The organism is Pseudomonas sp. PAMC 25886 (assembly GCF_000242655.1).
Classification (GTDB): domain Bacteria; phylum Pseudomonadota; class Gammaproteobacteria; order Pseudomonadales; family Pseudomonadaceae; genus Aquipseudomonas.
Genome location: NZ_AHHC01000054.1, coordinates 1 through 18,914, shown reverse-complemented (window position 1 = coordinate 18,914; position 18,914 = coordinate 1). Strand labels below are relative to the sequence as shown.

Genomic DNA, 18,914 nt, shown 5'->3' with positions numbered 1-18,914 from the left:
CCTTATTGCGCTTCTAGAAGAAGTCGCTCTGGATAAAACCGAAATCCATCAATTCACTGTCCCGGACCGGACTGAATTCATTGATCCTGTTTTTCGCGGTCAGCGGGGTGGGCGGATCAAGCAGCACGTTGGTCTTGTCGTAGCCTTCGCCCAGTACGGCGAAGACGATGCCATTCCAGCCTTTGACGAAGTCATCACGGGCGTAACGCTTGTGGCCCAGCACCGGATCGCCGATGTAGACCCAGTCTTTGTCGGCGCGCTGCATCACCACGAAGTGCTTGTAGCCGCGGATCTCCAGCAGCACCACCACCGGGATTTTCACCGTGAGCAGGGTGTCTGCGTTAATCCGGTAACCCCGGGCGCGCATGCCGATGCTTTCCAGGTAGCGCTTCATGTCCAGCATGGAGAAGCCCTGGGTGCGTACCAGGTCCTGATCGGCGTTGACCAGCATGCCCTTGATGATGTGGTCTTCATCCACATCCATCCAGTAGGCCTGGCGCAGGATGGTGGCCAGGGCGGCGGCACCGCAGCTGAAATCGGTTTTCTGTTCCACCAGGTTGGCGAACTTGCGTTCACGGATGCTCTCGACCTTCTTGAAGATCACGCCACCGCCGGGCATGGCAGCAATCGCCATTTGCCCTGCCCAAGTCGGGCCGGTGAGCAGTAACAGGAAGGTGAGGGCGATGATCCGCATGATCGAATGGCCTGGAGGACACTGGAATAAAAAGGGGCCTTGTTGCCAAGGCCCCGTTGAATCAGAAGCGCACGCCAGAGGAGATCACAGTGGTGTTGCCTTGCTGATTGCCCACACCTGCAGAAATGTTGGCGCCCAGGTTGCCCGAAGAGCCATTAAGCGAGTTGTTGGCGCTGGCGTTGTTCACGACAGGCAGGTAGGTGTGGCTACCCCATGGGCCAGACTGAGTGGCCACGGTGTTCAGGTAGGCGTTGTCCACGCTGGTTTGCGTGGTGTTGCTCGATGCGGCAGCAGCAGCACCCTTGGCCGAGGAAATAGCCAGTTGGTTTTTCTGTTGGTTGAAGTTGCCTGCGGTCGCGTTCACGCCCAGGTTGCCGGAGCTGCCGTTGGCCGAGTTGTTGAGCGAAGCGTTGTTGTGGGTAGCCACTTGCACCGAGATGTTGTTGTGGTTGTCTTGGGTAATGGTACCCAGGGCAAACACGGCATCTGCGTCACCGGCCGCGATGGCGGTCTGGTTGTCTTGTTGGTTGCCATCACCGGCTGCGATGTTGGCCTGGGCGTTGCCGCTGCTGCCGTTCAACGAGTTGTTGGCCGATGCGTTGTTCTGGGTGCCCAGGTTGAGCACGCCATTGTGGTTGCTCGATTGCGCGTCGGAAACGGCGGCTACCACGGCAGTAGGTGGGTTGGCATGTGCGGCGGCAGCCATGATTGCAGCGAGAGCGAACGCCAGTGGTTTAAGAGCCATTGTAGTTTTCATGGTATTTCCCCTTGCTTCTAATTAGTTGGTTAAGTGTTGGTACGGTCCAGCTTCTAGCTCCAATGAATCATTGGATTTGCACATTCAGGGCGTTAGCCATGCGGTTCCCCACCCCGGCACTCTGATTCACCTGTACCACTCCACGGCTGCCGGTGAAGGCCTGGTCGCTTGTGACGACCTGGCGGCTGCCAGTGGTAGAGGTGAACCCTGAGTTTGGTGACAGCGCCACGTTCTGTTGCGACATGACGCTGTCGTCGATGCTTTGCGGGCCAGCATTCACGCTGATCCGCACCGCATTGATCATCTGGTTGGTGGCCCCGGCCGACTGGTTGACGCCCAGTACACCGTTGCCATTGCTGAAAGAGTTGCCCTGGATCGCCACCTTGGCGTTCTGGGAGCGGTCGGCAGGTGCGCCGCCGATGGTCTGGCTGATGGAGCCGCCAGCCTGGGTGTTGGTGCCGGCTGAAATCGCGCGGCTGTTGATTTGCTGCTGCTGATCACCGGCTGCCTGGTTGATCGAGATAATTCCGTTGTATTGGGTGCCGGAGTTGTCGATCACTGCGCTGTTGTCAGCCATGGCTGCTGAGCTGGCCAGGATCGCGAGGAACAACCAGGAATGGTTCATCTCACTGGCCTCCCATCATGGCGCCGATGTTGTTCAAGGGAGCCATGCCGCGGGAGATTGAGCCGTTGATCTGGCCGGAGAGGCTGGAGCCGCTACCATGGCCGGCTGCTGCGCCTGCACCGAGGCCCACGCCGCCGCCGTTGTTGGTCAAGCCGGGAAGGTTGCCGCCAGGCAAAATGGCGCGAGTGATACTGGAGCCGCTGCTGATGTTCGCGTAGTCGTTATCGCTCAGCTCATTGGTGGCACGCAGGATCTGTGGCGCCGCATTGGCATTGACGGTGACGGGGTTGGGATCGACGCCGGCAGTGCGGCCCGCCATGTGGCCCTGGACGGTGCGCTGAATCACGATCACACCGTCGCCTGCCGCGAGCACTGGAAGGCTCACGCTGGTACTCAATACGCAGCTGATCAGCAGAAGGCTCAATGAGCCTGGATTAAGTGTCTTCACGACGGCGTTCCTTATTCTTGGCGCTGACCCTAAACAGCGCTGTCAGGAAGAGAGCAGGAGCTGTGCCGCTTTTGATTTTATGAACGGATTCAACACGTTATGAGCGCGGCGAAGGCTGTGCAGGCAGGATGTGTTCCAGAAGTGAGACAACCGGCACGTGTGCAACCCGCCCGGCAGGTGTCTCAGGGATGAAACAGCGGGCGTCACAAACCCGGCAGTCCGCAGCCGGCTGTCAGCTCAGCCGGTGCAAGTGTTTCAAAAGTGGACAGTTAAAGGCGCAGGGTGCCAGGGGAGGAGGGCGCGGTCCCCTGGAACGAAGGTCAGCTTTTCGGGGTTTTACGCGGAATGGAATTGAGCACGGGGTTGCCGTCCTGGTTCTGGGTCAGGTAGACCGGCAGCACCTTGGGCAGGGAGGGGACGAGGTTGGACACCTCGTTGATGTTGTAGATGCCGCCAATGCGAATCGCGCCGGTGCCGGCGTCGGCCAACATCACGGGTTTGCTCAGGTAGCGGTTGATCAGCGGCAACGCGTCGGCCAGGGCCAGGTTGTCGAGGATCAGTTTGCCGTCACGCCAGGCCAGGGCGGTGTCGCCCGGGGCAATCGGCTGGGCCTGGGGGCTCGCGTCACCGTGGCTGTAACTGGCCTGCATCCCGGGGGACAGGCGCAGGCCGCTGTGGACGTCGTCACTGGTCACCAGCACCGAGCCTTGCAGCAGCATGACCCGTACGTGGTCTTCGTATTTCCAGACGTTGAACTGGGTGCCGGTCACCCGAACCTGGCCGTCGCCGGCGTGCACGATAAACGGGTGTTGCGGGTCATGGCTGACGTTGAAAAACGCCTCGCCCTTTTTCAGGATGACCCGGCGCTGGTCCTTGTAATTGCTGTAGACCAGTTCGGTACCCAGGTTCAGCTCCACCTGGCTGCCATCGTCCAGGGTGACCTGGCGCAGGGTGTTTTCGGCTTCGTAATGTTTGTATGAGCTGGGCAGCCAACCGGCTTCCCAGCCGGTGAAGGCCGCCAGCGGCAACGCCACCAGGCAGATTGCTGCGGCCACCGCGTAAGGGTTTAAACGGCTGCGAGGCTTCAACTGCACCACCACAGGCGCCGGCGCACTGCGTGGCAGGTGATCGGCAACGTCCCAGATTTCCAGCATGGCCGCATATTCGAAGGCGTGCAGTGGGTGCGCATCGTGCCACTGCTCGAAGGCCTGGCGCTCGACCGTCGTGCAATCACCCGCATGCATGCGCATGCACCAGTGCGCAGCGGCATCGGTGATGGCGTCGTATTCGGCTTCTGAAAGGGACTTATCTGTCATTAACTCATCCTGATTTCGCACATTCTAACCTCCACAGCAGGACCGGGAGAACAGCCATCATGGCGAATGAACATCAATTGGAACTAATTCTCGTCTGCAAGGCCCTAAAAATCAGGACAGGTCACATTCTTTCCCTCAATGGAGTACGAAAATGTTGAAGAAAACCTTAGCCGCCCTCGTTGCAACCTCTGCCTTGCTCAGTGCCGGTGCTGCCTTGGCCGACAAGCCCGGTGCGGGCTGGATCACCATCGAAAAAGCCATCGAGACCGCCAAGACGAAGGCCGGTTATATCGAGATCTACAAAATCGAAGCCGACAACGATGGCTACTGGGAAGGGGAAGGGCGCAAGTCTGATGGCATCGTCTATGAGTTCCGCATCGACGGCGCCTCAGGCAACGTGTTGCGCGACCAGAAAGACTGATACGCGGTAAATGAACCTGCGCAGACCCGGTCCGGGCCTGCGCAGGCCTGTGCTTCAGGGCGTTTGGTGCGCCATCGACGGTATCGGATCCAGCTGACGTCCCAGGGTGGTAATCAGCAGGGTCAATGAGTCGGCGTTGTCTATCTGGGTATTGAAACGCCGGGTCAGGTTGGTTTTGAAAATCCCTCTCGCATTGCTCAAGTCCACGCCTCCGGTGGTCTGCAGAATCTGCTCCTTGATGTAGTCGTCGTCAGGATCTGTGCCTACGTCAGGGCCGATCACGCCCATGGCATCCATTGATTTGAACAAGTGCCCAACGGGCGTGCTCACCGAGTAGGCGTTTTCTTGCACGTCTTGCAGCCAGTCCCGCAGGTCGCGACCGGTCTGGGTCTGGACTTCGATCAGGTCGGAAAACGGTGATACCGTATTGAGGTACACCGCGTCGACGGTGTTGCGCACGATGTGGGTCAGTTCGTGGATAAGCGTCGTGGCGCGAGCATGGACCGGTTGGTCGAAGTAGCCGATCAAGTGGCTGTCATACAGCGACGCAGGGGGATCGAAGAAGTTGTCGGAGAGGTAGATGCGTCGGTCGGGGTCGTCGTCGATGGTAAAGGCCCAATGCCGCTCGGGCTCGACGATATGCGCTCCGGAAACGAATCGCGTCGAGTTGAGTGAGTAAAGCGACGGTTCCAGGATCTCGTCCAGGATAGCGGTAACGGTTTCCAGCAGTTTTTTTGCGAGCGCCTCGGGAAACCGTGCGGGCCCCGTATCGGGGTCTGGCGCAATCCCAAAGAAGCGATTCACGAAGCGATGCACCCGCGTGACGGGTGGGTACTTGGGGTCCAGCAGCTTCAGGTTTTGTTGGCAGTTGTGCAGGTAAAACGTTGCCAGGTCCAGTGCCTCGACAATCGCCTGGGCCCTGTGTGGAGAGAGGCGCCGGATATTGGCCATGCCACGGGCTTCGATGTTCATGATCCTGCGGGCTGCTGCCCTGACTTCTCGCTGCTCGAGCATTCTGCTGAGCCCGGGGCCGAAGCGGCGGATGGGCGGACGGGTATCGACCCGCCATTTGCGTCCGGTATCCAGGCGCAAGCGAGGGCCTTTGGACTGTGCACTGAACAGCCGCCAGTGACTGCCCTGTTTTTCGGCGCGATAGACCTTGCCCGCGCAGGGAACGTAATGGTGGTTATTCTCCGAGGTGTAGACCCCGGAGGCGCCCGCACTCAATTGTTCCAGGCTGGGTTCGTGCACCTCATAGGCCTGCAGCCGGGTGCGTTCTTGAGCCGTTATGTCGATGCCTGGCCAGGCCGGGGCTGTATCCGTTGGTTCAGGTGCCGGCTGAGGGTCGTCTGGAACCACAGGCGCCTGCATCAATTGGCGCAACGAGAGCATTTGCCCGACGCCCGCGATAAACGACTCCAACGCTTCACGCCATTGGTGTTGCTGCAAGGCTTCGGCGGAGGCCTTGAAAAGCCGGTAGCTCTGCCATATCACGATCGGCAGCATCAGTTTGCCGGGCAGTAACCCGAGTGACTGTTGGAGGCCGCCGGTAAACAGCGCTTTTATGGTGTCCCAATTCGACTGGCCGTCGGGCTGATTTTGCTGGTCGAGCATGTGCACCATAAGGGCAGTGTTGTCCCGGTACAGCTGCTTGAGTGCATTGCCCATGATGGGCGTTGCTGCCAGGGTGATTTCAGACAGTTTCCCTGCAGTGGTGGCCCACAGGTTTTTATAGGTGGCTTGATCGCTGGCCGGCAGATGGCCAATGATCCAGTCCTGCAGCAGGCCGGGTATGTTGAGCCGAAGCAGCAAACTGGCCTCGTTTTCAAACTCCTGGAACGTCTGTTGCGGACTGTACGGCGTATACATCACTACCGGGTTCTTTCCGGCGGCACTGATCAAGTAGACCCCCAGCGTCTTTACGGCGCGGGCGCCCGCCGTCGCAATCAACTCCAACGGGCGGATACTCGCGGTCGCGCCCTCGACGGTAGCGCGGGCGGTGGCGTCCGGCATATCGAGTATCTGTTCGATCAGGCCCAATCCGGTGACCGAGAGCCGCTCCTGTAGCTTCAGTGCATGGGCATGTTGCAGCAGTTGCCAGGGCAACTGCCGGATAAACCGTTGCTCTCGCTCCCCGGCACCGGGGTTGCCTGGGGTGAGCTTTTCAGTCAGGTAAGCCTGGTTGTCTTGCTTGAGGGTCAAGCGGGCCAGTATCTGACGTATGACCGTGGGCGTCAGGCCAACGGCCGCGGAGTCGACTTCAAAGGTGGCGGCCTGTTGTGTAACGTGATTCAGGGCGTAGTCCAGCAGGTTCTGGCGCTGGCCGGCGAGCACCAGCTTGGGGGTGATGTACACGTTTTTCGGGGACACGGCGTAGGCCATCAACAAGCCGGTGAGTGTGTCGTGGACATACTGCGAGAGGGAGAAAAAATCATGCAGGTAGTCTTTGTCGTCGCTGAGGCTCTGGCGGTATTGCTCAAGGATTTCGATATGGCGCTGTTGCTCCTTGATCGGGGCCATCCCCAGCCAGGCGGGTAACGACTGTTGCGCCATCAGGGTTTGGGCGATTCGTGACGTGTGGTCCAGGTCGGTGGCGGGTAGCGTCTGTTCCAGCGCAGCAAAACGGCTCAACAAGGCACCGCTCGATAAGCTCAGCGCCAGGCAGTGGGCGCGTTGCCCGATGTAATGCTCAATCCACGACTGTTGGCGGTGTTGCGCCACGGCGTCGTTGATCTGCATGAAGCTGCCCAGGGCGTAAGACTGGTGGGGCTTGAACTGGCGGGGGGCGAGGTTCTGCAGAAGCATCATGCGCTGCTCGGGATCGGCGAGCCGGCGCTTGAGTTCGGTGTGCAGTTGAGCGATGTGGGTGAAACTTTCCAGGCCTCGCGCCGGGGTCCACAGAATCGCCCGGCCGGAATGGGAAGGGTCCAGGCCGCCACGTTCGGTGAGCACCAGGCAATGCGCCAATGGCACCCTTTGCTTCTGGTTCTGCGGTTCGACGGTCAGCGCGAAGGCGTCTGGAATGAAGCCGTTGAGCCCCTGGCGCCGGCGCCGATCAGGGCGCTGATGATCAAATACGGTATTGATCAGCGCCTCGTCACGGGCGTCGAGGCTGTTGTTCAGGCGCCTGAGCCGGGCCTCTCCCTGAATGGCCACTGACATGGCATGGGCCATGGGCGCCTTGAGGGTCTCCAAGTGCTCACGGGGCATGTTGGCGAGGTCGCGGCTGCGAAATTGGGTCAGTGCAGCGCCGAGAATGGCGTTGGCCCGGGTGATATCGAGCGAGGTCAGTTTTTTTGCAAGTCCCTTTCCCGGGGCATGGTAGAGACCGTAGTCGGGGGTCTGGGGAATAGGCCCCAGGCCACGGGTCAGGCGCCCGATGAAATAGCTGCTGAGGCTTTGGCTTTCCAGGGGCGGTGCCACGGCTGCATCGCTTGCGGTACTGGCGTATCGGTTGACGTAAATTCCCTCCGGGTCGAGATCCGGCAGGCGGTGAAGGTTGAACTGCGCGGTCAATACTTCCCGGACCTTGCTCGCCAATGCAGGTTGCGCCCGGATCTGCACGGCCAGGGATTGCTCGATACTGACCATCTGTTTTTGCAGCAGGGCAACGCGTTCGGCAGTGAGCGAGACCGGGCGCGTGGGGTCGGCGAGTACTGAGTGCGGGGTCCACCGTCCCTCGCTATCCAGGCCCGGAAGTTGGCTGTCAATCATGTAGCGCACGTCCAGCGAGTGATCCACCAGGGCCGCGGGATCGATGCCGGCTCGTGTGCGACGGTACAGGTCCAGGGCATAACCGAGGTTCTGCTGCTGTTTGGCGATGACCTCTTCGAACAATTGTTCAAACAGGTTGCCTTGCAGTTGTAGGCCAGAAAACCGGGGGGCCTTGAAGCCGATAAACAATGCGCGCTCTTGCAGGGACATCAGGTTATAGAGGTTATTGTCATACCCTGGCGCCTTGACCATGGCCTCGAGGGCCTTCATTAAATCCTCGTAGTTTCCGAGCACCTGCAGGCCCAATCCCGGTGTGTAGAAAAACGTAGTGGCGTTCCCGATCATCAACGTGCTGGCCAATGAAACTGTATTGGCGGGATGCTCCCAGATCTGCACTTTTTCGAAGCGCAGTGGGGTGATGTTGTTCCCGTTCAAGGTCTCTTCGGGCTCGTACAGCAGGGCCAGCGCCTGGCTTTGCGAGGCACTGATGATCGACTTTTGGCGCTTGAGCAGTATGTCCAGTCGGGCATTTGCCGCCATGGCCTGTGTGAAAAAGGCCCGGCGAGAAAGACTGGGTGATATTTCGGTGTTCCAGAACGTTTCCAGGGCGCTCTGCAGGAACGGAACCAGTTGCCCGGCCGCTTGCTGAATCGCGGTTTCCCAGCGTGGTGCGTCCGCCGGGTCTTTTGGGCGCCCGGGATGGAAAAATTCCCGGGTCTGCCCGACAGGCCAGTTTTGCTCGCGGTAAAACAACAACACGGCATCATTGATGTGCAGTGAATCAAGCCAGCGGGGCGTGTTGCCTTGCACGGGCTGGCGGGCGAAAAAGCTCACATGGGCGGCGCTGGCATCCAGTCCCGGGAACGCGGGTCGACACACCACGTTGAGCAACTGCGACAGCAAGGTGCCCAGCGTCGGGAGTCGTTTTAATTCGGCCAGCATCGCCTGGCGGTTTTTATCCTGATAGGCGTTGAGGGTTTTTTCCTGTTCCTCAAAAACACCCTCAAGGATGGCTTCGGTGGTCAGTACGGGAGTGTTATCCGCTGCCCGTATGGCCTGTTGTTGCAAAGGCAGGAAACGCAGGAGTTGCGCGGCCTGCGCCGGATTTTTCAAACGTTCGCTCAACGCCGCCAGGGCTTGCGCACGGTTATCGAATTTTTCCAGGCCGCCGTAGGGGGTGTAGAGGAACGCGTGAGGGTAAACGCCGCTGGAACTCATCATGAAGCTGCCGGCCAGTTCGGCGGCGCTGGGTGTGTTTTTGTCGAGCCAGAGGCGTTGCGCAATCATCGGCGGCGACTGCTGACGACGCGCGGTGTCGGTGGCGAAAAACACCTTGCCGAGAAACTCGTGGTCCTTGCGGTCGAGGCCCAGGCGGCGTTCACGCTCCAAGACGTTCCAGCCATCGCGCAGGGCTTCCGGGAAAAAATAGGGTAGGGAGCTGTGGCTCATGTGCCTGATCCTTGGACAAAGTGAGGGCGTCGACCCTACGCACCCGCGAGCGCCTCAGGGCGCTAGATATGTCTGGCGTTCCCTGTCGACAGCCATGGGGCAAACCCTGTCTAATCGTCAGACCGATTCTTTGTACGCTGTTGCCCTTTCCAATAATTAAACGGGAGCTTCAGATGTCTGCATCGCCCTTGGATGTCGAGTCTTCATCAGAGCGACTCACTTACGCCCAATTGACCGACCTGCTGCGCCAGGTCTTCGTGCGCCACGGCACATCGGCCGACGTGGCCCGGGTGCTTGCCGAGAACTGCGCCAGCGCCGAACGTGATGGCGCCCACAGCCACGGCGTGTTTCGCATTCCCGGTTATGTTTCCACCCTGGCCAGTGGCTGGGTCAACGGCAAGGCCGTGCCGGTGGTAGAGGACGTCGCCAGTGGTTTCATTCGCGTCGATGCCGCCAATGGTTTCGCCCAGCCCGCGCTGCAAGCCGCCCGCCCGCTGTTGGTGGAGAAGGCCCGAAGCGCCGGGATCGCCTTGCTGGCGATTCACAATTCCCATCACTTCGCGGCCCTTTGGCCGGATGTCGAGCCCTTCGCCGAAGAAGGCCTGGTGGCCTTGAGCGTGGTCAACAGCATGACCTGCGTAGTGCCCCACGGGGCAGACCGGCCGCTGTTCGGCACCAACCCCATTGCCTTCGCGGCGCCCCGTGCCGATGGCTTGCCGATCGTCTTTGACCTGGCCACCAGCGCCATCGCCCACGGCGACGTCCAGATTGCCGCGCGCAAAGGCGAACGCCTGCCGCCGGGCATCGGCGTGGACAGCCTCGGCCAGCCCACTCAGGACCCCAAGGCCATTCTCGAAGGCGGCGCGCTGCTGCCGTTTGGCGGGCACAAGGGCTCGGCGTTGTCGATGATGGTCGAGTTACTGGCAGCGGCCCTCACGGGCGGCAATTTCTCGTTTGAGTTCAACTGGTCCGATCACCCGGGTGCCCGCACGCCGTGGACCGGCCAGTTGCTGATCGTGATCGACCCGAGCAAGACTGCCGGGCAAAGCTTCGCCGAGCGCAGCCAGGAGCTGGTGCGGCAGATGCATGCGGCAGGGTTACGGCGTTTGCCGGGGGATCGGCGCCATCGCACGCGGGCGAAGGCCCTGGCAGACGGGATCGAGCTGAATACGCAGGAATTGAAGCGGTTGCGGGTGCTGGCACAGGTGTGAAGCGCGCTGCGCCCGGGGAGGGCGCAGGCGTTTTGTCAGGTCAGTTGCGGCGACCCAGCAACAGGCCGACCACCAGGCCAAACCCGGCGGAAATCGCCACGGTCTGCCATGGATGGCCACCGATGTACGTCTCGGTGGCGTCTACCACCGGCTTGCTGCGCTCGCGCACATTGGACACCGAGTCCAGGGCCTGCTTGAGCTTGATAGCGACCTGTTCGCGCAGGGTTTCACCTTCTTCTCCCACCAGTGACGCACTGCTTTTGAGCAGCTTGTCCGATTCTTCGATCAGCGCGGTCAGCTCACTGAACGCTTGATCCTTGATTTGCTCTTCGACAGCTTGGGCGGCAGATTTGCGGGCCATTGGGTTAACTCCTTGCAGGTGAATGTGGCAATAAATGCGCTCGATGAAGAATGGAGTGTTTGAAGCTGGCAAAAGTTGCAGGTTTTTTTCCTGAGGTCAGCTTAGGTGAAATCCAGGCCAAGAAAATTCGACCTACAGTGTAAGATGTCACCTATTTGTGCAGCAGGTAATTCAACATGAGCTTCAATCTGGCCAACAAGCCCCTCGCCGAGCGCGCCGCGCTGGAAGATGAAAAGTCCCGTCTCTACGACCTGTGGCAAAGCAACCTGGGCAAGGCCAAGGGCGAAGCCGCCCGCCTGTTTGGCGAACGTGCCAAGCGCAAGGGCAAATGGGCCGAATGGGTGCGTGCGGAACTGGACGGCATGTCGCCGCCGGAGTTTTCGAACATGGTGCGCAGTGAAGTCAATCGGCTGATGGCGGCGAAGTAAAACACGCCTCGATCGCCTCACGCACCAGGCGCTGCAAGGGATCGAGCTGCGCCTGGGTGCGCCAGCCCAGCTCCACCGGGTAGCGCGGCAAGGTCAGTGGGCAGGGCAGCACCGTCAACCCGGTCAGCCGCGCGATGGCCTGGGCCGCGTGATCGGGGATGGTCGCCACCGCCTGGCTGCCCTTGAGCAGAAACGGTAGTGCGGCAAAGTGGGTGGTGGAAGCGCCTACGTGCCGGCTCAAGCCCTGCGCGGCCAGGCCCTCGTCGGTAATCCCGATAAATCCCCCAGACGATACCAACACATGTTCACGCCTCACGAACTCGTCGAGGTCGATGGCCTGTTGTCCCGGCGCCAGGCTGGCGGGGTCCACCAGGCACGCATAATGGCCTTCCCCGAGTACCTGGCGGCTCAGCCGGCGCTCGGCAAAACCGCCGGCGGTGATCGCCAGGTCCAGGCTGCGGTCGAGCAGGGCACCGGCGACGATCTGGCTGTGGGTCTGGCGGAAAATCAGCCGCAGCTTCGGCGCACGCCGGGCGATCTCATCGATCAGCCGGCGGCCGTAGGCAATTTCGAAATCATCCGACAACCCCAAAACCACCGAACGGCCCTGATAATGGCTGCCGTGAGGGTCGACCATGGCCAGGCTCTGGCGGCAACGGTCGAGCGCTTCGCTGATCACCGGTTTCAACTGGTTGGCCCGCAAGGTTGGCGCCAGGCCCCGGCCGGTGCGCACGAACAATTGATCGCCATACACATCCCGCAGACGACGCAACGCCGCACTGATGGCCGACTGTGTCACCCCAAGGCGCAGGGCGGCGCGGCTGGCACTGGATTCGTCGTGCAGGGCTTCGAAGGTTTTCAGCAGGTTGAGATCGACGTTGGCGATATTCATCGGGTTCATAGTGCGTGGCTGGATATGTCTCGAATGTATAACGCCTCTAGACCAGCTGCAATTTTCTGCTGGCCACCACCAGCGCACTGATACTCAGGGCCGCTGCCGCGATCAGGTAAAAACTCGGCGCCAGTTGTGAGCCGGTCAGGGCGATCAGCCCGGTGGCGATTACCGGCGCAAAGCCACCAAATATCGTCACAGCCAGGTTGTAGCTGAGGGACATGCCGGTCACCCGGGTGCGTACCGGAAACACATCCGCCATGAGTGATGCCAGCGGTGCGAAGTAGACCGCCTTGATCAACGCCATCATGGACACCACCAGCAACAACGAGGTTGCGCTGGGTACTGTGTTGAGCCAGACGAATGCCGGAAAGATCGCGAGGATGTAGACGGCCGAAGCCCAGAGCATGATTTTGATCCGGCTGACATAACCGGTGATGAACCCGACCACCGGCGTGACCACGGTCAGGATGAGCCCACCTGACAGCGTGGCCAAAAAGCCTGTGGACTGGGGAATGTTCAAGGTGGTCGCGGCATAGGACGGCATGTACTTGATCATGAAATTGGACGCCGTCGACACGATCAGCACGCCCATGGCCACCAGCAACAAGGTCTTCTGCGAGAACAGCACCTCCCGCAGCGGCCGGGAGCCCGGTTCACTTTCCTTGAAGTCGGGGGACTCATCCACCGTGCGACGGATGTACAGGCCCACCGGGCCGAGGATCAAGCCAAAGAAAAACGGCACGCGCCAACCCCAGTCGAACATCTGCTGGTCGTTCAGGCTGGTGGTCAGAAAGTAGCCGAACAACGAGGCGATGACCACGCCAAATCCCTGGCTAGCAAACTGCAGGCTCGCGACAAAGTTGCGGGTCTTTTGCGGGGCATGTTCCATCATGAAGGCGGTGGAACTGCCGAACTCACCGCCTGCCGAGAAGCCCTGGAGCAGACGGGCCAGCAGAATGCCAATCGGCGCGATAATCCCGATGGCGGCATAGCCGGGCATGACTGCGATCATCGCCGTGCCGATCAGCATCAGCATGATCGACAGCGTCAACGCTTTCTTGCGGCCCTGCCGGTCGGCATAGGAACCCAGTACGGCGGCGCCCAACGGACGGATCAGAAACGACAGCCCGAAGGTCGCAAAGGCCAGGAACAGCGAGACCGCCGGGTCTGCGGCCGGGAAAAATACCTTGCTGATGGTCAGCGCAAAATAGGCGTACACCGACAGGTCAAACCATTCAAGCGTATTACCGATCAAGGCGGCGCCCACGGGCTTCCAGAGGGGCATCGCGGTTGCGACCGCGGGTGAAACGGTGGGGGACGATAACGCTGTCATGCTTGACGCTCCTGATTTTATAAGGGGGTGAGCGGCAGATAAAAAGGGTCGGCCTGACCCTGATTTTTTATTGTGGTTGGGGTGGTGTGAGGTGACCCAGGTCCCAGAACAGCGAGGTCATGATTTGCAGCCCCTCAAGGGCTACCGAGCCCAACAGGTGTTCATCCGGAGCATGCTGTGAACAGCCGGGGTAGGAGTGCGGTATCCACAACGTAGGCAGGCCCAATATGTCTGCGAAAATATCGTTGGGCAGGGTGCCCGCAAGGTTCGGTAACACGGCGACAGGCCGGTGGGTGGCGTCGGCAATCGACTGTCTGGCGAAGTGCACCCACGGGTTGTCAGGGTCCAGCCGGCTGGCAGGTGTACAACGATCCATCACGATATTGACCTGTTGAAAGCCCTCGGCATCCAGGTGCTGGCGCAGCAGGTGCTCCAGGTGTTGCCAGTCGGTACCCACCACGAAGCGCAGCTGGCAATGAGCGGTGGCGTCGGGCGGAATGGCATTCACCGGCTTGGATGGATTACCGGCGGTAAACGCCAGCACCTCCAGGGTGTTCCAGCCGAACAGTCGCTCACCCAAGGTCAAGCCGGGCTCGCCCCACTGCACGTCCAACGGACGGCCCAGCGAATGCTGATCAATGCCCAGTTCACGGATGGCTTCGCGCACCGACTCGGGGATGGCGCCCGGCACCAGCGTTCGGCAGCGAATACGACCGTTCTGGTCCACCAGACTGGCCAATGCATTGGCCAGCACCACGGCGGGGTTGGACATCACGCCGCCCCAGTTCCCCGAGTGCAGGCCCTTGTCCCGTGCCTTGATGTTCAGGGAAAACAGCGCGGAACCCCGGGAGCCGAGAAATATCGTCGGGCGGCTGTCGTTCAAGCGCGGGCCGTCGGAGGCGATGAACACATCGGCTTGCAACAACGCCTGGTGCGTCGTGCACACCTCGCGCAGCCCGGGAGAGCCGCATTCTTCACCGGTTTCAAACAGCACTTTGACGTTGAAGCCCAAACGCCCATCCCGTTGTTTGATGACGTGTTCGAGGGCCGTCAGGTTGATGCTGTGCTGGCCTTTGTTATCCGCGGTCCCACGGCCGTACCAACGATCGCCTTCAACGGTCAGCGCCCAAGGGTTGAGGCCCTCGCGCCATTGCTCGTCATAGCCGAGTACCACGTCGCCATGCCCGTACGTCAGTACTGTCGGCAGGTCGTCCGCTTCATGACGTGATGCGAACAGCAAAGGCCCGGCGCCGGACGGGTTATCGAGCAGTTGGCATTCAAAACCCATACCTGCCAGCGCAGGCTGTATTTCCTGTTGCAGATACCGCGTCAGTTCGTGGGCTTGGCCGGGATTCTGGCTTTCGCTGCGAATGGCGATCCGGCGGCGCAGATCGGCTTCAAAATGGCCGTCGGCCAGGTACTGGCGAACATTCGCGAGCGCTTGTTGCTTGGACATGACAGTTCCGGTGCGTGCTTGGGTTCAATCCAATATAGAAGTCACGTATCGCTCTGTATATTGCTGTTTTTTGACGTTTGACTTCTAATAAATAGATGCCTGGGTAAAGGAATCAAACCGTGGACTATCGCTATTTTCTGGCCGTGATCGACTCGGGGTCGCTTGCTGCTGCCGGTGAACGCTTGCATATCGCGCCCAGCGCCGTCAGTCGCCAAATCTCCCTGTTGGAAGAAAGTATCGGGGTGCCGTTGTTCGAGCGACGGCCACGGGGCATGCAGCCGACGGCTGCCGGCAGCGCCTTGGCCGATCATGCACGACGTGCCTCGCTGGAGGAGCAAAGCCTGCTGTCGGAGTTGCGGGCGGGGGATTACCCGGGCGCGAAAGTGGTTCGGCTGGTGTCAACCGAGGGGCTTTCCCGTTACTTCCTGCCTCAGGTGCTGATCCGGCATTACCAGCAACATCCGGCGTTCCAGTATGTGCTGGAGGTGATGTCGCCTCACGAATGTGCGGATAAAGTGAGGCGCGGCGAGGCGGATGTGGGGCTGGTCTTCAGTACCGAGCCTATCGACGGTGTCGAGGTCCTGCATTCAAGCCGCTCGCCGATCCGCGCCGTGATGCGTGTGGGGCATCCATTGGCGACGCTCAAGCAGGTGCCCCTTCGATCACTCTCACATTACCCGTTGGCGCTGACGCCAAAGGGCTCCACTCAAAGGCTGTTGTTTGACCTCGTTTGCCAGATGGAAGGGCTGTCATTCAATCACGTGATGACGTGCAACTATTCGGGCGCCATCCATGAATTCGTTCGCAACACAGACACTATTGCGTTTGGCGGTGCGATCAGCCATCGGGCGAATGGAAGCGACGACCTGGTATCGGTTGCGTTGTCGAACCCTCAATTTTCAGACCGCGCAATCCAGGTGCTGACGATGCCCAAACGCGCATTACCGGCGGCGCTTGAGCTTTTTATCGAAACCCTTATTGGATCCTTGAAAGACGTTAACTGATGGGAGTGGATATTTATTTGGCTCATATCAGTTAGCAGTGAAGTGGGCTTTATTCATGAATGCTCCTGACTGGAGAATGGGTCACCCCATTGATTCGGAGTGATCGTGATGCCCATTTCTACCGTGGCTGCGCTGCAAATCGGTTCCCTGCCGGGTGGCAAGGCCGAGACCCTGGAACAGATCCTGTCTTACGAGGACGAAATCCTGCGCAGCGGTGCGCAATTGGTGGTGATGCCTGAAGCCTTGCTCGGCGGGTATCCCAAGGGTGAAGGCTTTGGCACACAGCTGGGTTATCGCCTGCCGGAAGGCCGCGAGGCCTTTGCCCGTTATTTTGCCAACGCGATTGATGTGCCGGGGGCGGAGACCGAGGCGTTGGCCGGGTTGTCGGCGCGTACCGGGGCGAGTTTGGTGCTGGGTGTGATCGAGCGCAGTGGCAGCACCCTGTATTGCACGGTGTTGTACATCGAACCGGTGGGCGGGTTGGTAGCCAAGCATCGCAAATTGATGCCTACCGGGACCGAGCGGCTGATTTGGGGCAAGGGCGACGGCTCGACATTGCCGGTGGTTGATACGGCGGTGGGGCGCATTGGTGGCGCGGTGTGCTGGGAGAACATGATGCCGTTGTTGCGCACGGCGATGTACGCCAAGGGCGTGCAGGTGTGGTGTGCGCCGACGGTGGACGAGCGGGAGATGTGGCAGGTGAGCATGCGGCATGTTGCGCATGAGGGGCGGTGTTTTGTGGTGAGTGCGTGTCAGGTGCAGGCGTCGCCCCAGGCGTTGGGCGTGGAGGTGGCGAACTGGCCTGGGGATCGGCCGTTGATTGCCGGTGGCAGCGTGATCGTCGGGCCCATGGGGGACATTCTTGCAGGGCCGTTGCTGGGTGGGGCGGGGTTGCTGGTGGCGCGGATTGATACCGATGATCTGGTGCGGGCGCGGTATGACTATGATGTGGTTGGGCATTATGCCCGGCCTGACATTTTTGAGTTGATCGTGGATGAGCGGGGTAAGCCGGGGGTGCGGTTTATTGCTGACTGAGTACATATCCGTTATTTGGGTAACGGCGGCTTATGGTTTCGCTCTTACAGCGAGTCACTTTGGAAAAGCCTGTACGGACCGGACACATGGTTGACGGGTGTGCGGGGACATGGTGGACACTTTTCGGCGAGCCAATTTCGCCGGAAATCCATCATGCCCTGGGACACGAGAGATGCCATGAGCCTGAAAGAAGAGTTCGTTGCCTTAGCCCGGCAACCCGGCAGCAATAAACGAGAGCTGTGTCGACGGTTCGGGATTAGCCCCCAAACGGCGTACAAGTGGCTCGAACGCTACGAGGCCCAAGGCCGGTCGGGGCTGCAAGAGAAGTCCCGCAAACCTATCACCAGCCCCAAGCTGACCAACCCTGCTCTAGAAACGGCGGTCATAGCACTCAGGCAAGACCATCCCGCATGGGGTGGGCGTACGATCAGCAGCATTTTGAAAAAGCAGATTGCTCCCAGCACCGTCACCAATGTCCTGCACCGACACGGGCTGATTCAGCCTGCTTCAAAGGAACAAACGGCAAAGCTGAGATTTGAGCACGATGCGCCTAACGATCTTTGGCAAATGGATTTCAAAGGGCATTTTGCGACACAGCAAGGCCGGTGCCATCCCCTGACGTTGCTGGACGACCATTCACGATTCAATTTGGCTATTCAGGCGTGTGATAACGAGCGTGGGACCACGGTGAAGGAGAAGATGATCGAGGTATTCGAGCGTTTCGGATTACCGGCTCGCATCAACGTTGATAACGGGCCGCCATGGGGCTCACCGCGTAATCCTGGTGAAATCACAGAGCTGAGTATCTGGTTGATTCGTCTAGGAATCCGGATCAGCTTTAGCCGTCCTTACCACCCTCAAACCAATGGAAAGATTGAGCGATTTCATCGCTCACTCAAGGCTGAAGTGCTTGAAGGGCGGCAGTTTTCTACCTTGAAAGAAGCCCAAACAGCGTTTGATCAATGGCGTGAGATTTATAACCTGCAACGCCCTCATCAAGCATTGGACTACAAGGTGCCGATGGACCGGTATCGCGCCAGTCCTTGGGCTTATCCGCAGCGTTTGCCAGAGTTTGAATACGGACCGGACGACAAGCTGGCCAAGGCCTATCACAGCCGATTCCGCTTTCAGAACCGCTATTTCAGTATCGCCAAAGGCCTGGCTGGACATCACATCGCGATACGCTCAAAGCCTGAAAGCGAGGGGCTATTTGACGTCTACTTCTGCCATCACTTTTTGCGGACTATCGACGTGAATAAGCCAGATTACGGACCATAATGTGTCAACCATGTCCCCGCACATGTGTCCACCATGTGTCCGGTCCGTACAAAAAGCCCCAAAGTAACCAAAGGGCTCTGCCCCGCCTGTCGGCACCTCGCCTAGGCTCGGTGTTCCCTCACTCCGGCGATGCTCCGCGGGCCGCCGCGATGGGCCATCCTTGGCCCAGCGCGGCTAAACCGGCGTCCTGCCGGTTTACCCGCTCCGCACCACCTGCGTTCGGCCTCGGGCTTATTGGGGCAGTCAGAGCCAGATCAAGATCAAAAGCAAGAGCACAGCGGCCTACAGGCCGGCTTGAGTGGTAGAAGCCAGATCAAAAGCCAAAGCGAAAGCAGAGCTGCTTTTCTGTAGGAGCCGGCTTGCCGGCGATGGCATCACCTCGGTGTGTCTGATGTACCGAGTTGTCTGCATCGCAGGCAAGCCAGCTCCCACATTTGACCGTGCCCGCTCCCCCCGGTGTCAGGGTAGTTGTCGCGTCCACCGCTTTCT

Annotated in this window: 16 protein-coding genes; 6 read left to right on the top strand and 10 right to left on the bottom strand. The window is 60.0% G+C overall.

Features of this window, described 5'->3' with window-relative positions; translation table 11 throughout:
- Positions 1 to 13 precede the first annotated feature (13 nt).
- The 5 genes from MUM_RS0119060 to MUM_RS0119040 all read right to left on the bottom strand — a co-directional run bounded on the left by MUM_RS0119060 (position 14) and on the right by MUM_RS0119040 (position 3,840).
- Complete coding sequence (locus tag MUM_RS0119060) at positions 14 to 694, bottom strand: C39 family peptidase (RefSeq protein ID WP_010172931.1); 681 nt, start codon at positions 692 to 694, stop codon at positions 14 to 16.
- Between the two features lie 61 nt (positions 695 to 755).
- Positions 756 to 1,439, bottom strand: coding sequence for a hypothetical protein (locus tag MUM_RS0119055; protein WP_010172929.1), 684 nt, complete (start codon positions 1,437 to 1,439; stop codon positions 756 to 758).
- Between the two features lie 79 nt (positions 1,440 to 1,518).
- A complete protein-coding gene (locus tag MUM_RS0119050) occupies positions 1,519 to 2,076 on the bottom strand; it encodes a hypothetical protein (protein WP_010172927.1) in 558 nt (185 codons plus the stop codon).
- 1 nt (position 2,077) lies between these two features.
- Positions 2,078 to 2,524 (bottom strand): hypothetical protein, encoded by a 447-nt coding sequence (locus MUM_RS0119045; RefSeq protein ID WP_010172924.1) that lies wholly within the window; start codon positions 2,522 to 2,524, stop codon positions 2,078 to 2,080.
- A gap of 320 nt (positions 2,525 to 2,844) precedes the next feature.
- The gene (locus MUM_RS0119040) at positions 2,845 to 3,840 is read right to left on the bottom strand and encodes a FecR family protein (protein WP_010172922.1); all 996 of its coding nucleotides are present in this window, start codon (positions 3,838 to 3,840) and stop codon (positions 2,845 to 2,847) included.
- A gap of 151 nt (positions 3,841 to 3,991) precedes the next feature.
- Here MUM_RS0119040 and MUM_RS0119035 point away from each other — a divergent pair, with 151 nt between their 5' ends.
- Entirely contained in the window at positions 3,992 to 4,261 is a 270-nt protein-coding gene (locus MUM_RS0119035; protein ID WP_010172920.1) for a PepSY domain-containing protein, read from the top strand.
- Between the two features lie 54 nt (positions 4,262 to 4,315).
- Here MUM_RS0119035 and MUM_RS0119030 read toward each other — a convergent pair whose 3' ends face one another.
- The gene (locus tag MUM_RS0119030; protein WP_010172917.1) at positions 4,316 to 9,424 is read right to left on the bottom strand and encodes a dermonecrotic toxin domain-containing protein; all 5,109 of its coding nucleotides are present in this window, start codon (positions 9,422 to 9,424) and stop codon (positions 4,316 to 4,318) included.
- A 173-nt stretch (positions 9,425 to 9,597) separates the two neighbouring features.
- Here MUM_RS0119030 and MUM_RS0119025 point away from each other — a divergent pair, with 173 nt between their 5' ends.
- Positions 9,598 to 10,635 (top strand): Ldh family oxidoreductase, encoded by a 1,038-nt coding sequence (locus MUM_RS0119025; RefSeq protein WP_010172916.1) that lies wholly within the window; start codon positions 9,598 to 9,600, stop codon positions 10,633 to 10,635.
- 40 nt (positions 10,636 to 10,675) lie between these two features.
- On the opposite strand, the gene MUM_RS0119020 is transcribed toward MUM_RS0119025, so the two are convergent.
- Positions 10,676 to 10,996: a DUF883 family protein gene (locus MUM_RS0119020; RefSeq protein WP_010172915.1), complete on the bottom strand. Its 321-nt coding sequence runs from the start codon at positions 10,994 to 10,996 to the stop codon at positions 10,676 to 10,678.
- A 176-nt stretch (positions 10,997 to 11,172) separates the two neighbouring features.
- Here MUM_RS0119020 and MUM_RS0119015 point away from each other — a divergent pair, with 176 nt between their 5' ends.
- Positions 11,173 to 11,424: a hypothetical protein gene (locus MUM_RS0119015; protein WP_003217960.1), complete on the top strand. Its 252-nt coding sequence runs from the start codon at positions 11,173 to 11,175 to the stop codon at positions 11,422 to 11,424.
- On the opposite strand, the gene MUM_RS0119010 is transcribed toward MUM_RS0119015, so the two are convergent.
- The 3 genes from MUM_RS0119010 to MUM_RS0119000 form a co-directional block, all read right to left on the bottom strand.
- The gene (locus MUM_RS0119010) at positions 11,399 to 12,316 is read right to left on the bottom strand and encodes a LysR family transcriptional regulator (protein WP_010172910.1); all 918 of its coding nucleotides are present in this window, start codon (positions 12,314 to 12,316) and stop codon (positions 11,399 to 11,401) included. The genes MUM_RS0119015 and MUM_RS0119010 overlap by 26 nt on opposite strands.
- A gap of 46 nt (positions 12,317 to 12,362) precedes the next feature.
- Complete coding sequence (locus tag MUM_RS0119005; RefSeq protein WP_029616000.1) at positions 12,363 to 13,652, bottom strand: MFS transporter; 1,290 nt, start codon at positions 13,650 to 13,652, stop codon at positions 12,363 to 12,365.
- Positions 13,653 to 13,719: 67 nt separating this feature from the next.
- Positions 13,720 to 15,108, bottom strand: coding sequence for a M20 family metallopeptidase (locus tag MUM_RS0119000; protein ID WP_010172905.1), 1,389 nt, complete (start codon positions 15,106 to 15,108; stop codon positions 13,720 to 13,722).
- 119 nt (positions 15,109 to 15,227) lie between these two features.
- Here MUM_RS0119000 and MUM_RS0118995 point away from each other — a divergent pair, with 119 nt between their 5' ends.
- The 3 genes from MUM_RS0118995 to MUM_RS0118985 all read left to right on the top strand — a co-directional run bounded on the left by MUM_RS0118995 (position 15,228) and on the right by MUM_RS0118985 (position 18,425).
- Entirely contained in the window at positions 15,228 to 16,112 is an 885-nt protein-coding gene (locus MUM_RS0118995; RefSeq protein WP_010172904.1) for a LysR family transcriptional regulator, read from the top strand.
- Positions 16,113 to 16,220: 108 nt separating this feature from the next.
- Positions 16,221 to 17,147, top strand: coding sequence for a carbon-nitrogen hydrolase family protein (locus MUM_RS0118990; protein ID WP_010172902.1), 927 nt, complete (start codon positions 16,221 to 16,223; stop codon positions 17,145 to 17,147).
- Between the two features lie 153 nt (positions 17,148 to 17,300).
- Positions 17,301 to 18,425: an IS481 family transposase gene (locus MUM_RS0118985; protein WP_010172900.1), complete on the top strand. Its 1,125-nt coding sequence runs from the start codon at positions 17,301 to 17,303 to the stop codon at positions 18,423 to 18,425.
- The last annotated feature ends 489 nt before the right edge of the window (positions 18,426 to 18,914 follow it).

What these genes read in the sequence shown, in the direction of transcription:
- MUM_RS0119060 (WP_010172931.1), bottom strand. Translation starts at nt 694, where the DNA reads ATGCGGATCATCGCCCTCACCTTCCTGTTACTGCTCACCGGCCCGACT.
- MUM_RS0119055 (WP_010172929.1), bottom strand. Translation starts at nt 1,439, where the DNA reads ATGGCTCTTAAACCACTGGCGTTCGCTCTCGCTGCAATCATGGCTGCC.
- MUM_RS0119050 (WP_010172927.1), bottom strand. Translation starts at nt 2,076, where the DNA reads ATGAACCATTCCTGGTTGTTCCTCGCGATCCTGGCCAGCTCAGCAGCC.
- MUM_RS0119040 (WP_010172922.1), bottom strand. Translation starts at nt 3,840, where the DNA reads ATGACAGATAAGTCCCTTTCAGAAGCCGAATACGACGCCATCACCGAT.
- MUM_RS0119035 (WP_010172920.1), top strand. Translation starts at nt 3,992, where the DNA reads ATGTTGAAGAAAACCTTAGCCGCCCTCGTTGCAACCTCTGCCTTGCTC.
- MUM_RS0119030 (WP_010172917.1), bottom strand. Translation starts at nt 9,424, where the DNA reads ATGAGCCACAGCTCCCTACCCTATTTTTTCCCGGAAGCCCTGCGCGAT.
- MUM_RS0119025 (WP_010172916.1), top strand. Translation starts at nt 9,598, where the DNA reads ATGTCTGCATCGCCCTTGGATGTCGAGTCTTCATCAGAGCGACTCACT.
- MUM_RS0119020 (WP_010172915.1), bottom strand. Translation starts at nt 10,996, where the DNA reads ATGGCCCGCAAATCTGCCGCCCAAGCTGTCGAAGAGCAAATCAAGGAT.
- MUM_RS0119015 (WP_003217960.1), top strand. Translation starts at nt 11,173, where the DNA reads ATGAGCTTCAATCTGGCCAACAAGCCCCTCGCCGAGCGCGCCGCGCTG.
- MUM_RS0119010 (WP_010172910.1), bottom strand. Translation starts at nt 12,316, where the DNA reads ATGAATATCGCCAACGTCGATCTCAACCTGCTGAAAACCTTCGAAGCC.
- MUM_RS0119005 (WP_029616000.1), bottom strand. Translation starts at nt 13,652, where the DNA reads ATGACAGCGTTATCGTCCCCCACCGTTTCACCCGCGGTCGCAACCGCG.
- MUM_RS0119000 (WP_010172905.1), bottom strand. Translation starts at nt 15,108, where the DNA reads ATGTCCAAGCAACAAGCGCTCGCGAATGTTCGCCAGTACCTGGCCGAC.
- MUM_RS0118990 (WP_010172902.1), top strand. Translation starts at nt 16,221, where the DNA reads ATGCCCATTTCTACCGTGGCTGCGCTGCAAATCGGTTCCCTGCCGGGT.
- MUM_RS0118985 (WP_010172900.1), top strand. Translation starts at nt 17,301, where the DNA reads ATGCCCTGGGACACGAGAGATGCCATGAGCCTGAAAGAAGAGTTCGTT.